The sequence below is a fragment of the Nakamurella sp. UYEF19 genome, assembly GCF_040546275.1.
GTDB lineage: Bacteria > Actinomycetota > Actinomycetes > Mycobacteriales > Nakamurellaceae > Nakamurella.
The window spans coordinates 59,601-73,478 of sequence record NZ_JBEPNO010000018.1 but is presented as its reverse complement, the minus strand read 5'-3'; the positions used below and the strand labels follow the sequence as shown (position 1 = coordinate 73,478).

Annotated in this window: 8 protein-coding genes; 6 read left to right on the top strand and 2 right to left on the bottom strand. The window is 65.8% G+C overall.

Translation table 11 applies throughout. The annotated features are described in order from the left end of the window. Positions 1-37: 37 nt before the first annotated feature. The 6 genes from ABIB25_RS20785 to ABIB25_RS20760 all read left to right on the top strand — a co-directional run bounded on the left by ABIB25_RS20785 (position 38) and on the right by ABIB25_RS20760 (position 8,608). Complete coding sequence (locus ABIB25_RS20785; RefSeq protein WP_354530474.1) at positions 38-2,158, top strand: alpha-galactosidase; 2,121 nt, start codon at positions 38-40, stop codon at positions 2,156-2,158. Between the two features lie 117 nt (positions 2,159-2,275). Further along, on the top strand, positions 2,276-3,643 hold the full coding sequence (locus tag ABIB25_RS20780) for an ABC transporter substrate-binding protein (RefSeq protein ID WP_354530430.1): 1,368 nt from the start codon (positions 2,276-2,278) through the stop codon (positions 3,641-3,643). A 51-nt stretch (positions 3,644-3,694) separates the two neighbouring features. Continuing rightward, entirely contained in the window at positions 3,695-4,666 is a 972-nt protein-coding gene (locus ABIB25_RS20775; RefSeq protein WP_354530429.1) for a carbohydrate ABC transporter permease, read from the top strand. After that, on the top strand, positions 4,663-5,547 hold the full coding sequence (locus tag ABIB25_RS20770) for a carbohydrate ABC transporter permease (protein WP_354530428.1): 885 nt from the start codon (positions 4,663-4,665) through the stop codon (positions 5,545-5,547). Before ABIB25_RS20775 ends, ABIB25_RS20770 begins: the two co-directional genes overlap by 4 nt. Beyond that, entirely contained in the window at positions 5,544-6,491 is a 948-nt protein-coding gene (locus ABIB25_RS20765; RefSeq protein ID WP_354530427.1) for an aldo/keto reductase, read from the top strand. The genes ABIB25_RS20770 and ABIB25_RS20765 overlap by 4 nt, the downstream gene beginning before the upstream one ends. 53 nt (positions 6,492-6,544) lie before the next feature. Continuing rightward, complete coding sequence (locus tag ABIB25_RS20760; RefSeq protein WP_354530426.1) at positions 6,545-8,608, top strand: beta-galactosidase; 2,064 nt, start codon at positions 6,545-6,547, stop codon at positions 8,606-8,608. A 1,248-nt stretch (positions 8,609-9,856) separates the two neighbouring features. Here the strand turns inward: ABIB25_RS20760 and ABIB25_RS20755 are convergent. Continuing rightward, positions 9,857-12,886 (bottom strand): FAD-dependent oxidoreductase, encoded by a 3,030-nt coding sequence (locus tag ABIB25_RS20755; RefSeq protein WP_354530425.1) that lies wholly within the window; start codon positions 12,884-12,886, stop codon positions 9,857-9,859. Between the two features lie 169 nt (positions 12,887-13,055). Next, entirely contained in the window at positions 13,056-13,799 is a 744-nt protein-coding gene (locus ABIB25_RS20750; protein WP_354530424.1) for a creatininase family protein, read from the bottom strand. Positions 13,800-13,878: the final 79 nt, after the last annotated feature.

Here is a 13,878-nt window from a genome sequence, read left to right as displayed (position 1 = left end):
GGACGTCGTGCACCTGAGGGCGTCTGGTGTGAGCGTGATGCTCGACTGCACAGGGGATCGACTGCCGCGCATCCTGCACTGGGGTCAGGACCTGGGCGATCTCGACGCAAGAGATCTCGACGCCCTTCGGCAGGCGTTCGTCCCACCGGTGGTGACGGACTCGATGGATCTACCAGTGCCGTTGAGCGTCCTGGCCGAGCCGTCGGCGGGTTGGGCCGGGACGCCCGGGTTGGCAGGTCATCGGTCGGGGTGCGGGTTCGCACCGCTGTTCACGGTCTTGCAGGTGGTGGTGGACGACCAGGGGGCCGCTGGCGGTCAGCAGGTGCTGATTACCGCCACCGAACCCGACGTCGAACTCGATCTGTTGATCGAGATCCTCTTGACCGCAGAGGGTTTGCTCATGCTGCGGACCGAGCTGACCAACCGCTCACCTGAGGGCACCTACGAGCTCGAGGGGTTGACTCTGAATGTTCCGGTCCCGACCGAGGCTCGGGAGGTCCTGGATTTCTCAGGTCGGCACCTGCGGGAGCGCAGCCCGCAGCGTCACGCCTTCACCATCGGGACCCATACCAGAGAGGGACGTCGCGGCCGCACCGGCGCCGATGCCAGCATTCTGCTGGCCGTCGGTACGCCCGGCTTCGGGTTCCGGTCGGGTCAGGTATGGGCCGTGCACACGGCCTGGAGCGGAAACCACCGGACCACGGCTGAGCGAACACCCCGGGGTGTCGGACTACTCAGCGGCGCCGAACTGCTGCTGCCGGGAGAAATTCGGCTGGCGCCGCAGGAGAGCTACCGCACTCCGTGGCTCTACGCTGCTCACGGCTTCGGGCTCGACTCGGTTTCGGCGCGTTTTCACGGCCACCTCCGGGCCCGGCCCGATCATCCATCCGGTCCCCGCAAGGTGGTGCTCAATACGTGGGAAGCGGCCTACTTCGATCACGACCTGAACAAGCTCAAGGCGCTGGCCGACCGGGCAGCCGAGGTGGGTGTCGAGCGTTTTGTACTAGATGACGGCTGGTTCCGTCACCGGCGCGGCGTGTCGGCCGGACTGGGGGACTGGTTCGTCGATGAAACGATCTGGCCGGACGGGCTCAGCCCACTGGTCGATCATGTCCGGGCCGTAGGTCTGGATTTCGGGCTGTGGGTGGAACCGGAAATGATCAGCGTCGACTCGGACGTGGCTCGTGCCCATCCGGAATGGATCATGTCGGCCGGACATCGGCTGCCGCCGGAGTCGCGCCACCAGCAGGTGCTCGACCTGGCCAATCCCGATGCCTACGACTACATCCTCGGACGGCTCGACGCACTCGTGAGCGAATACCGGATCGACTACCTGAAGTGGGACCACAACCGGGACCTGGTCGATGCCGGCCATCCACTGACGGGCACCGCCGGTGTCCACCATCAGACGCTGGCCACCTACCAACTGATGGAGCAGTTGCACCGACGGCACCCGAGCCTGGAAATCGAATCCTGTTCCCCCGGTGGAGCGCGGATCGACCTGGCCATTCTGCAATGCACACAGCGGGTCTGGGCCTCGGACTGCAACGACGCGCTGGAGCGGCAGCACATCCAGCGGTGGACGTCCCTGTTGGTCCCGCCGGAGCTGATCGGGTCCCACATCGGCCCCACGACGGCGCACACCACGGGTCGCATCCATCCGCTGGGCTTCCGCGCCGGTACTGCACTTTTCGGCCATCTGGGCGTGGAATGGGATCTCACCGCAGCCGATGAACCAAGCCGCGCGGAGCTGAAGGCCTGGATCCGGATCTACCGCACGTTCCGGTCCCTGCTGCACACCGGAACGGTAGTGCGTTCCGACCACCCGGATCCCTCACTGTGGGTCCACGGCGTCATCGCCAAGGATGGCACGGAAGCGCTGTTCGCGTTCGTCAGCATTGCCACCGGTGAGTACACCTCGCCAGGTCTGGTGAGACTGCCCGGACTTGACCCGACGGCCAGATACCGATTGCAGCCACTCGAACCACCGGGAACGGTAGCCGACCAGGGACTGAAATTCTGGCCGCCGTGGTGGTCAGGGGGGGTGGAGTCGACCGGTCGCACGCTGAGCGACCACGGAGTACAGGCCCCGTCCATCCCGCCGGAGAGCCTGGTTCTGCTCCATGCGCAGCGAATCAACCATTCGACCCACGGCTGAAATCGAACAGCTGAATCGACCACCGGATCCATTGACAAGCACACCGGTGTGTCCGACGCACTCAATGCAAACCATCGAACACCCCACCCCCTCCACCTCCCGACCGAAGGAACCCTCATGACTCCTCCACTCGACCGCCGCCAATTTCTCCTCGGCGCCTCCGCCATCGCCGCGGGTTCTGTCCTCGCGGCCTGCTCGAGCGGCAGTAAAGGGACTGCAGCCACATCCGCCGGCGCTGCTGCCTCCGGCCCGTCGGTGGCACCAGCCAGCGGCGGGGCCGTCACCACCGAGAAGATCTCCCTCAACTATTGGGCCTGGGGTACGCCGCAGGATCCGTTTGTCGCCGCTTGGAACAAGGCCAATCCGAACATCCAGGTCAAGCACACCGATGCCGGCGGTGGGACCGATTCGTCGGCGAAGCTGCTGACGGCGGCACGTGCCGGAGATGCGCCGGACGCCGCGCTGGTGGAGTACACGACCCTGCCGGCAATGATCGTCGGCAACGTTGCCACTGACATCACCCAGTACGTCTCTTCCCTGAAGGGCTCCTTCTCCGAAGGTACCTGGGGTCAAACCACTTTCAACGGTGCGATCTACGGCGTGCCGCAGGACGTCGGACCGATGGTCTTGGTCTACAACGAGGCCCGTTTCACCCAGTTGGGGGTCAAACCACCCACCACCTGGGCCGAGTTCGCCACTGTCGCCGAGCAGGTACGCAAGGCCGACAAGAACACGTACCTGGCCACGTTCAGTCCTGCTGAATTCGGCAACTTCGCCGGCCTTTCCCAGCAGGCCGGTGGTCAATGGTGGAAGGTGGACGGAGAGAACTGGACGGTCGGAATCAACGACGACGCCTCGCTGAAGGTGGCGGACTTCTGGCAGGACCTGATCGACCGGGACCTGGTCAGCGTCGAGGCGTTGTTCACCCCGGAATACAACAAGCAGCTCAATGCGGGCCAGATCCTTTCCTGGCCTTCGGCCCTCTGGGCGCCGGGCGTCATCTACGGCGCAGCACCGAGCCAGGCCGGCAAGTGGGCGATGTCCCGGTTCCCGCAATGGACGGCCGGGGACGACAAGGTGGCCTACCAAGGCGGCTCGGCGGTGGTGGTCACCAGTTCGGCCAAGCATCCGGCCGAGGCCGCACAGTTCGCTGCATTCATCAATTCCAGCGCTGCGGGGGCGCAGATCCAGCTTTCGACCGGCCAGTACCCGGCTTCGGTCGTCGGCCAGCAGGCTGCGATCAAGAGTGCTCCGCCGGTGCTGATGCCCCAGCAGAAGGACTTCTGGAAGTTGGCCTCGGAGATTTCGGCCCAGACGATTCCATCGATCAGCTGGGGCCCCAACGTGAACGTGGCCTCGAGCACCTTCCAGGACGCGATGAAGGCAGCCATCGCGAACAAGACCAAGTTGCGGGATGCCTTGGCCGTGACGCAGAAAGCCGTGGTGGCCGACATGGCCAAAACTGGTTTCAAGGTCACCGGCTGACCTGGTCGGTACGACTGCCCCGCCTTCCAGACGTCCGAGGAGAACCCGATCATGACGACCAACAGCGGCGTGAGCACCGCAGTCCGGGCGACGGAGCTGCGCCCGCTGCCGCGGGCCCGCAACGGTCGCCGCCGCAACACGTTTGCCCCGTACGTACTGTTGTCGCCAGCGCTCCTGCTGTACGCGGTGTTCCTGCTCATCCCGATCGGCTACGCCATCTACCTGAGCTTCCAGGGCCTGCGATTGGTGGCCGGCGGTGCGTTCGGCAAACGCCAGCAGGTGTTCGTCGGATTCGACAATTATCACACGACCCTCGCCGACCCTGAGTTCTATTCCGGCTTCGGTCGGCTGGCCATCTACGGGCTGATCGCCGTCCCGGTGACGTTAGGCCTGGCGCTACTCTTCGCCCTGCTCATCGACCATCCCAAGACCAGGGCGAAGTCCTTCTCGCGGACGGCAATCTTCATCCCCTATGCCGTCCCGGGGGTGGTCGCGTCGCTGTTGTGGGGATTCATGTATCTGCCATCGACCAGCCCGTTCAGCTATATCTCGAAGACCATGGGTGGCGGGTCAATTCCGTTCCTGAATCTGCCGTTGTTGTTCCCATCGGTCGCCAACATCGCGATCTGGGGAGGCGTCGGGTTCAACATGATCATCATCTACACGGCCCTGCGGGCTGTCCCGGCGGACATCTACGAGTCAGCTCGCATCGACGGAGCCTCCGAGTGGCAGATCGCACTGCGGATCAAGATTCCTCTGGTGGCCCCGGCGCTGGTGCTGACCGGTTTGTTCTCGCTGATCGGCACCCTTCAGGTCTACGGCGAGCCCACCACGTTGAGCCCGATGACCGCCGACATCACCCAGACCTGGGTGCCGCTGATGAAGATCTACCGGGACGCCTTCACCAGGGACGATCTGCCCCTGGCGTCGGCAGCGTCCGTCCTGCTGGCCCTGGGAATCGTCGTCGTCTCGGTGCTCCTGTTGCTGGCCACCCAGAGGCGAGCTTTCGGAGGCAATTCATGACCACTACTGTTCCCACCCGGCCGGCCGCTGCGCCGGCGCTCCCGGCAGAACGCACCAGCCGGGGAAGCCTGCCAACGGTGATCCTGCTCGTCGGCGCGCTGTACTGCCTGGTCCCCGTGGCCTGGGTCATCGTGGCCTCCACCAAAACACCTGGAGAACTGTTCTCCACCTTCACCTTTGCCCCAGGGTCCGGCCTCTTCGGCAACATTGGTGACCTGTTCGACTACGGGAACGGACAGTTCCTGCACTGGGCGTTGAACAGCCTGCTGTATTCCGGCGGAGGATCGGCCCTGTCCATGCTGGTGTCGACCATGGCCGGGTTCGCATTGGCCAAGTACGAGTTCCGGGGACGGAACCTGATCTTCTTCTCCATTCTGGGCGGAGTGCTGATCCCGGGGATCACCCTGGCCGTGCCCCAGTACCTGCTGCTGTCCGATATCGGCCTGGCCGGCACCTACTGGTCGGTCCTGCTGCCCTCGATCATTTCTCCGTTCGGCATCTACCTGTCGCGCGTCTACGCCATGGCCTCGGTACCTGCGGAGACGATAGAAGCGGCGCGGATCGATGGCGCGGGCGAGTTCCGGGTCTTCACGGGTGTGGCCATCCCGATGATGATCCCCGGCATGGTGACGGTGTTCATGCTCCAGTTCGTGGGGATCTGGAACAACTTCCTTCTCCCGTTCATCATGTTGTCCGACCAGAACAAATATCCGCTGACCGTTGGCCTGTACACCCTGCTGGCCAAGGGCTCGGGTGAAGCCTCGTTGTACTCGCTGGCCATCACCGGATCGATGCTGTCCATCATTCCGCTGGTTGCGCTGATGCTCGTCCTGCAGAGATTCTGGAAGCTCGACCTGATCAGCGGCGGGCTCAAGGGATGAACGAGCAGAGGCCGGCCATCGGCATCAGAACTGCGATTTTGGGCTCGACGGGGCTGGCCGCAAGCGAGATCTCGCTCGGTACCTCAGCTCTGGGTCGTGTGGACAAGATGAACGATCACGGGGCTGCGGACGTCATCAACCATGCCTTGGCCAGTGGGATCACCGTCATCGACACCGGCAACAACTACGGGGAGAGCGAACGTCGGATCGGTCTGGCCCGGCCGGACTCGGGTTGGCCAGGGTCGTTGTTGGTGACCAAGGTGGACCCAGTGGAGGGCAGCTCGGACTTCTCGGGATCCCGTGTACGGCAGTCGATTCGCGAGAGCATGAACCGCCTGGGAGTCGATCATCTGGAGTTGGTGCACCTGCACGATCCAGAGCGGATCAGTTTTGAATCGGCGCTCGCTGCCAACGGCCCGGTCCGGGCCTTGCTGGACCTGCGGGAGCGCGGACTGATCGGACACATCGGAGTCGCGGGGGGCCCGATCGGGCTGTTGCAGGACTACATCCGCACCGGTCATTTCGAATCGGTGGTCACCCACAATCGGTTCACCCTGATGGATCAGTCTGCCGTGCCTCTGCTGGACCTGTGCGCCGAGAATTCAATCGGTGTCTTCAACGCGGCGCCGTTCGGCGGGGGCTTCCTGGCCGGCTCTGGCCGATCCACCGACTACTGCTACCGGCCTGCCAGTGCTGAACAGTTGACGGCCCGCGACCGGATGTTCCGCTTGTGCTCATCCGCAGGCGTCGACCTGGCTGCCGTTGCCCTCCAGTTCAGCATTCGGGAGCCCCGAATCGGGTCCACCATCGTCGGGATGTCCTCGCCGGCGCAGGTCGAACAGACCCTGGAACGACTGCGCGTGAAGATTCCGGCGGAACTCTTCTCCGAGTTGAGGTCGCTCACACCGAGCCCGGCCGGCTGGTTCGGAGCCGACCGGATCTGATGCCGAGCAGCCGCGCCATTTCCTCACTCCCACCATTCATGGAGGCATCAGTCATGTCGCAAGAGCCGGATACCTCTGGACCATCGGGAATCACGACCGACAGGTTCCTGTTCGGCGGGGACTACAACCCCGAGCAATGGCCCGAAACGTTGTGGCAACAGGACATCGAACTGATGAGGGTGGCCGGCGTCAACGCGGTCACCGTTGGCGTGTTCTCGTGGGCGTTGCTCGAGCGGGAGGAGGGCATCTACACCTTCGACTGGCTGGACCGGATACTGGGGATGCTGCACGCTGCGGGAATCGGCGTCATCCTCGCGACGCCGACCGCGTCGCCTCCGCCGTGGTTCACCCTGACGCACCCCGATGCGCTGCCGATCCGGGCGGACGGTACGCAGCTCTGGCACGGCAGCCGCGATGCCTACTGCCCGTCCGCGCCGGCCTACCGGGCGGCCAGCTCCGCCATCGCAACCGCGCTGGCCGAACGGTACGGCTCGCATCCGGCAGTGACGTCCTGGCATGTGCACAACGAATACGGCACGTTCTGCTTCTGCGACCACGTGGCCGAGTCGTTCCGGCGCTGGCTCCGACGAAAGTACGAGGACCTCGCCGACCTGAATCGAGCCTGGTACACCGCCTTCTGGAGCCAGAACTACACGCAGTGGGACCAGATTCTGCCGCCGCGGGCGACCCAGTACCTGCACAATCCGACCCACGCAGTCGACTTCCGTCGCTTCATGTCCGATGAGTTCCTGCAGTGCTGGCGGGAGCAGCGCACGGCCATCCGGTCCGCCGGCGCGAATCAACCGATCACCACCAACTACATGCTGCCGCCGTGGAATCACCTCGAGCAGTGGAGCTGGTCGGCCGAGTTGGACTTCGTCTCGATGGACCACTACCTGGACAGCGAGGGACCGGATGGGGAAACCCACGCGGCCTACGCGGGCGACTTGTCCCGGTCCTGGGCGCTGGGCCGTCCATGGCTGCTGATGGAGCAGGCGGCCGGGGTTGTCACGCTGCACGGTAACCGCTATGCCAGCAAGGGACCCGGCCGGATGCTGCGCAACTCGCTGTCCTACATTGCCCGCGGATCACAGGGAGCGTTGTTCTTCCAGTGGCGCGCGCCGGCGGCCGGCGCGGAGGTATGGCATGCCGGGCTGGTCCCGCACGCCGGCGCGGACTCACGAGTCTTTAAGGAGGTCACTGCGCTGGGGGCCGCATTGGCCCAGATCGCCGAGGTCGCCGACCCGGCCGTCCAGGGTCCGGTGGTCGACGCAGACGTAGCCATCCTGTGGCATGCCGATGGATGGTGGGCCCTGGAGAACCGAAGTCTGCCCTCGGAGCATCTGGATTACTCCTCCGCCGTTCGCGCCACCCATCGGGCGTTGTGGCAGCAGGGGTTTGCCGTCGATTTCGTCCGGCCAGGGGCTGACCTCACCGCCTACCGTGTGGTCCTGGTACCCAGCATGTTCAGCCTCGACGACGCTGCCGTCGCTGCCCTGCGCGCGCAGGTCGGAACCGGCGGCACGCTCGTCGTCTGGTACTTCAGCGGTGTCGCCGACCAGGACCTCCACGTGACTCCAGGCGGATACCCCGGCCGGATCCGTGACCTGCTGGGGGTGAGGGTCGATGAATTCCTCCCGTTGGATCCCGCTCACACGGTGGAACTGTCCGACGGCCTCATCGGGGATCAATGGTCCGAAAACGTCCAGCTCACCACGGCAACGGCCGTGACCAGTTATCTCCAGGGAGAGTTGGCCGGACGCCCGGCGATCACCCGCAACGACTACGGGAATGGCGCCGCGTACTACGTCTCGACGCGGCTTGATCTGCCGTCCCTCAAGGCCTTCCTGAGCACGGTGACGGCGCAGGCCGGGGTATGCCCGGTGCTCGGCTCTGCTCCTCCTGCTGGAGTCGAGGTGATCCGACGCAACGGCGTGGACCACCACTATCTCTTCGTTCTCAATCATGGGTCGGAGCCGGTCCGATTGTCCGGACCGGGGACGGACCTGCTGACCGAAACCTCCACGGCTGCTGGCGGACTCCTCATCAATGCCGGAGGAGTGGCCGTCGTCCGCGAGGACGTGGGCGCAACCGAATGGTCGCTGGCAGTCGACTAGCGCGGAAGTTCGTTCATCAGCGCCTGAATCGCAAGTGCAGTGTCCGCACAGGCCCGCGTACGGCGGGACACTTGGGCCAGCTGACGATCTCCCGTCCTGTTCGGCGTGGAACAAACTCCTCGAATCGCGGTCGCGGTAGCGGGAGAGCACAGGGTGCAGAACTTCACGTATCGGATCGACCTCTGCCACCCTCTACCCAGGCGGGGCGGACACTGGACAGACCTCGCCTCCCGGGTTTTGTCCTGGGATCGCCGGGTGCGCCAGTTGGCCGACGTGAGGAAGAAACGATGAGTTCGTCCGGTGCACATGTGGGCGTCCAGCGCGGTGACGGTCTGGTCGCCCGGTTCGGCGCGGCGGCGGTCGTGCTGGCCACCGGCGACGCGGACGCCGAGCCATTCGCACCCGCGCTGCTGACCTTGCTCGACGGCTGGTCCGACGATGCATCCCCGAGCGATCTGGCCTGGGCGGTAGCCGTTCTCGTGGCCGGACACCATGCCACCGCTCCCGCCTTCGGAGCGGCCATCCGAGTCGCCGACAGCTACCTGTTGCTGCTGCACGGCGCCGTGCGGGCTCAAGTTCGGACGCCGGAGGTCGACCTCGAGCTCAGCGGAGCGTCAGCGCTCACCTGGATCGATCGGCTGGTGGCAGATCCTGTTGCCCGGATCTCGATCACCGTGGCCACCGAGCGCGAGGTGACCGCGGCCGCCCGTTCGGATCTGCGCGGCGGCATGGTCAATGGCGACGGCTTCGTCCTGACAAGCGGGCCGGCCGATGCGACGGGTACCCCGGCGACCGGTCCAGCGGTCGCTCCGGTCACCGGGCCGCAGCCGACTGCGGCGGTGCTGGCCGACGACATCGAGGCGCCCGTGGCTGGGCCAGCGGTCGTGGTTCCGGCCGCCGTCGGGCCGGCGCCTGTTGCGGCGACACCTGTTGCGCCGGCGGCTGTTGCGGGTCAGGGGGGCTATGCACCCTGGTCCTTCGCGGCTAACCCGCAGCCGACCGCCGAGGAGACCGCCGTCGTCAAAAGCGTTGCGCGCACGCTGGTTGCGGACGACGGCACCCGGATCCTTCTCGACCGGGACTACGTCTTCGGGCGAGACCCTTTGCACGACCAGAGTGTCGTCCGGGGCGCGGCGTCACCGATCGTCGTGCGTGATCCCGACCAGCTGATCTCCCGGGTGCAGGTGTTCGTAGCGGTGATCAACGGGGTGCTGACCGTGCGCGACGGCCGTTCCGCCAACGGCACGTTCATCGCCGCGCCGGGCGCTGCGGAATGGGATCGGCTCGACGACCGGCCGGTGTCGCTACCGCTGGGTTGGAGCATGCGCATCGGCCGCCGTGTCCATACCTACGCGGAGTCCGACCCCGCCTAGAGTCGTCACGCCCGAGTCGTGGGGACCACAATCCCGGCTTCACGCCAAAGTTGCGGGGACCATAATTCCGACATTTGGGACAGCAAGGGGATTTTTGCTCCCCGCTCGACGTGAAATCCCCGCTCAACGTGAAATCCCCGCTCAACGTGAAATCCCCGCTCGACGTGAAAGCCCCGGTCGACGCGAAATCGTTCAGTACGTCCCCGGCGGCGTAGACGCCGGGCGCGCTGGTCTGCATCCGGTCGTCGACCACCACACCGCGGTTGACGGCGATGCCGGCGCGGCGGGCGAGGTCGGCGTTGGATTTGATCCCGACGCAGGCCAGGAACACCTGGCACGGCAGCGTCCGTCCGTCGGCCAGGGTCAGCGACTCGATGGACAGCGGTTGGGTCTGCTCGGACCGCGGACCCCCGTCGAGCCGCAGGGACTCGGCGCCGTAGAGCACCCGGATGCCGAGCCGATCGAAATGGGCCTGCACCAGCTCACTGCCGCGGGGGTCGATCTGCTTGGACAGCAAACGCTTTCCACGCTCGAGCACCGTCACCTGCAGGCCGAGTTCGTAGAGTGCATACGCTGCTTCGAGGCCGAGCAGCCCGCCACCTGCGACGACGGCGTCCCGGCTTCCATGCTGCTGCGCGTACCGGCGGATGTCCATCGCGTCCTCGGCGGAGCGCAGCACGAAGCTCCCAGGAGCACCGAAGCCCTCGATCGGCGGAGCGACGCTGCTGCTGCCCATGGCCAGGATCAGCCGGTCGTAGACCAGCACGTCACCGGTGCCGAGAACCACATGGCGCGAACGGGTGTCGATGTTGGTGGCGATGGTGTTCAGCCACGCCGTGACACTCTTGTCGCCGTACCACTGGTCGTCGAGCAGGAACAGGCCCGTCATGGCGGAGCGCCCGTACACCAATCTCGAGATGCCCATCCGGTTGTAGAGGACGTGGGACTCCGAGCCCACCAGATGCACCTCGCAGTCGGGATGGCCACGTCGGACGAAATCGGCGGCCGTCACGCCGGCGATCCCGTTGCCGAGCACCACCACGCTGGTGATCGACCGGTCGAAGTCGTCCGGCCGGGCGCCGGCGCCGCCGACTCCTGGCTCCGGGGTCAGGTTGACCTGCACCGCGCCGGCAGTGATCCGCGCGCAGCAGGCCATCCTGGTGCTCGGCGCGAGCCCGAGCCGGCGCAGGGTGGTCAGTTCCTCGTCCTCGGGCTCGGACAGGCAGTCCATCCCGTCGAGCACGGCCACCGGATCGGCGCCGCAGACCCCCATCCGGCAGCCGGCCTCGATGGGCAGCCCGGCGCGCTCGGTAACCTCCAGCAGGCTCATCCCGATCTCGGCGGGCACCACCTTCTCGTCCGGCAGGAAACTGACCTCCGCCTGCTCCGACTCGCTCTGCTTCGCTTCGGTTTTCGCGGCCAACGGGGTGATCGGGATCAGGGCCCTGGTGGGTCCGCTCTCGATCAGGTACTTGCGTTCCGCCCAGTACGTGCGGGAGATCCAGACGATCGTCAGGAGGGCAATGATCACGCGGATGGGCCAGCGCAGCCACGGCACGCTGACACCGATGACGGTATGAACCGAATTGGCCATGGTGACGCCCGCGAACCAGTAGAAGATGTTCAGGGCCGCGGAGGCGTACACGGCCGTCACCAGGGCCTCGGAGAATACGACCAGCGCCTCCAGGACGAAGAAGATGGCGATGCTGACGCCGAGGAACAGCCCCAATCGCTCGTAGACGCGCAGGTTGCTCATCCCGGAATGGTTGGCCAGGGTGAAGAAGCCGAGCACAAATCCGGGGAGGGCGCTGACGAACAACTTCCGCGGACCGCTCCATTGCGGGTCCGGATCGTGGATGTCGGCCTGATACGCGATCTGCGGTTTGAAGTCGTAACAATTCTTCGTACACGCAACGCACGGACTGCAATGGCTGTTCGGCACCACGACGAATGGTGTCTGCCCGTAGGCCCGTTGCAGCGGTAGCAGCGGGCAGATGCTGCTGCACCAACCGCTCTTGCCCTTGAACGTCACGCCGGCGACGAAAGCATTGAGAATGGTCACCGACAGCAGTACACCGGTGGCTTCGGCGTTGTTGTTGAACAGCACCAGGCGGGCGCCGGCGATTCCGAAGAACAGCGTCATCGCGATGACGTAACCGCGGCGCCGGAGCCAGGCCGGTGGGGTGCGGGCCCTGCTGAACTTGAAAACCCGGGGAACCTGATTGGCCGCCGCCAGTGGGCAGATGTTCCGCCACAACCCGGGTGCGACGAAGAACAGCGCAGGCAGCAGCGGGACGATGACCTGGAAGAAGGTGAACAGCGCGCCGGCGGGGCGGATGAACATGGCCACGCAGAGGGCGACGTAGCAGAGCACGCTCACCAGTCGGACGACCTGCCACACGCGCTGCGGCACCCGCCTCGGGAGCTCCATGTAGGTGCGGAAGAGCGGCTGACCGGCCGGTGTCGGGGTGCCCTTGAACACGGAGCGGCTGAGCGTCAGGATGCGTCCGGGTGCCTGCACTTTGACGGGTGCCGCCGGGGGCGCGGGGAAGGAGAGGGAAACAGACTGCCCTGACGGACTTCTCGGAGTCGGGACCGGCTGGCGGTTGGCAGCCTCGCGGACCACGAGTACCTCGGTGCCGCCCAACCGGAGGATGTCGCCCGGCTGCAGGGTTGCGCGACCGGTCAGCGCGACACCGTTGAGCAGCGTGCCGTTGCGGCTACCCAGATCGACGACCGAGAGGCCCAGCGGGCTGGGGAGCAGCTTGAGGTGACGCCGCGAGGCGCCGTGGTCGGAGATCACCACGCCGTCGCATTCGCGACCGATCTCCAGCGCCCGATCGACACGGACCCGACGGATCGGACGGCCCGGCTCGCGGATCTCGATCAGCGGCGCTTCCACCATGGGTGACTCCTTCAGGACCCTGCGGGACGAAGAGGCGAGGCCAGGCAACCTTCCATCAGGAGGTAGGGCCGTGAGTGACCGATACGTGACATAGCTGACAGTCTGCCCCCTTCTGAGTCTGGCCGGGGTGGTCGACTGCGGGCGCGGATCAGCCTGCCGGGGCCGAGCGTCAAGCAGGCAGGGATTCGCGGAAGGCGGTGACCAGGGTGGTGGCCTCGGCGACGAGGGCGGCGAGCAATCGTCGACCGAGTTCGGGGGTGGCAGGCCGTGGATCGCCGAACACACCGGAGGCCGAGATCTCCCGCAAGTCAGGGGGTTCCGACGGAAAGGTCGGTGGAAACTCCGGGTACTCGGCGACCGCGCGAGCCATCTCCACATCATCCGGTTGCAGCGCAAGCACGATCGATGTCTCGAACTCGTCGGCGTGGTACAGGCCGAAGCCAGCCGGTTCGGTCGTGCAGAGCTGCTGGGCGATCTCCAGCATGCCGGGGTAATTCACCACCAGCGTCCGCAAACCCGCATCGCTGATCTGCCGGGCTGCCAGTGCCAACGGCGCGCGGTTGCCGAAATCGCCGTTGACGATGACAAACCCTTTGGCACCATGATGTTTCACCGCTTCGGCCACGTCAACCGCGATCGCCCTGGTGGTGTCGAAGGACAACGCGACCGTGCCGGGGAATGCCATGTTGTCTGTGGTCTGGCCGTAGGGCACGGCGGGTAGCAGCAGCCCCCCGATGTTGCGGGCGATCCCGCGGGACACACCGTCGGCCATGATCGTGTCAGTGGCCAGCGGCAGGTGTGGGCCGTGTTGTTCCTGGGCTCCGAATGGCAGGATCGGCAGGGCACCGGCCGTCATCAGATCGCCGACCACCGGCCACGCCAGCCGCGCCGCCTCGTGCAGAGGGTTGGTCACACGTCGCCGACCAAGAGGGTCGCCATCATTTCCTTCCGATTGTCACGATCTCTGCCGCCGACCGGCGGGACCGCAGTGT

What these genes read in the sequence shown, in the direction of transcription:
- ABIB25_RS20760 (WP_354530426.1), top strand. Translation starts at nt 6,545, where the DNA reads ATGTCGCAAGAGCCGGATACCTCTGGACCATCGGGAATCACGACCGAC.
- ABIB25_RS20775 (WP_354530429.1), top strand. Translation starts at nt 3,695, where the DNA reads ATGACGACCAACAGCGGCGTGAGCACCGCAGTCCGGGCGACGGAGCTG.
- ABIB25_RS20770 (WP_354530428.1), top strand. Translation starts at nt 4,663, where the DNA reads ATGACCACTACTGTTCCCACCCGGCCGGCCGCTGCGCCGGCGCTCCCG.
- ABIB25_RS20785 (WP_354530474.1), top strand. Translation starts at nt 38, where the DNA reads ATGCTCGACTGCACAGGGGATCGACTGCCGCGCATCCTGCACTGGGGT.
- ABIB25_RS20780 (WP_354530430.1), top strand. Translation starts at nt 2,276, where the DNA reads ATGACTCCTCCACTCGACCGCCGCCAATTTCTCCTCGGCGCCTCCGCC.
- ABIB25_RS20755 (WP_354530425.1), bottom strand. Translation starts at nt 12,886, where the DNA reads ATGGTGGAAGCGCCGCTGATCGAGATCCGCGAGCCGGGCCGTCCGATC.
- ABIB25_RS20765 (WP_354530427.1), top strand. Translation starts at nt 5,544, where the DNA reads ATGAACGAGCAGAGGCCGGCCATCGGCATCAGAACTGCGATTTTGGGC.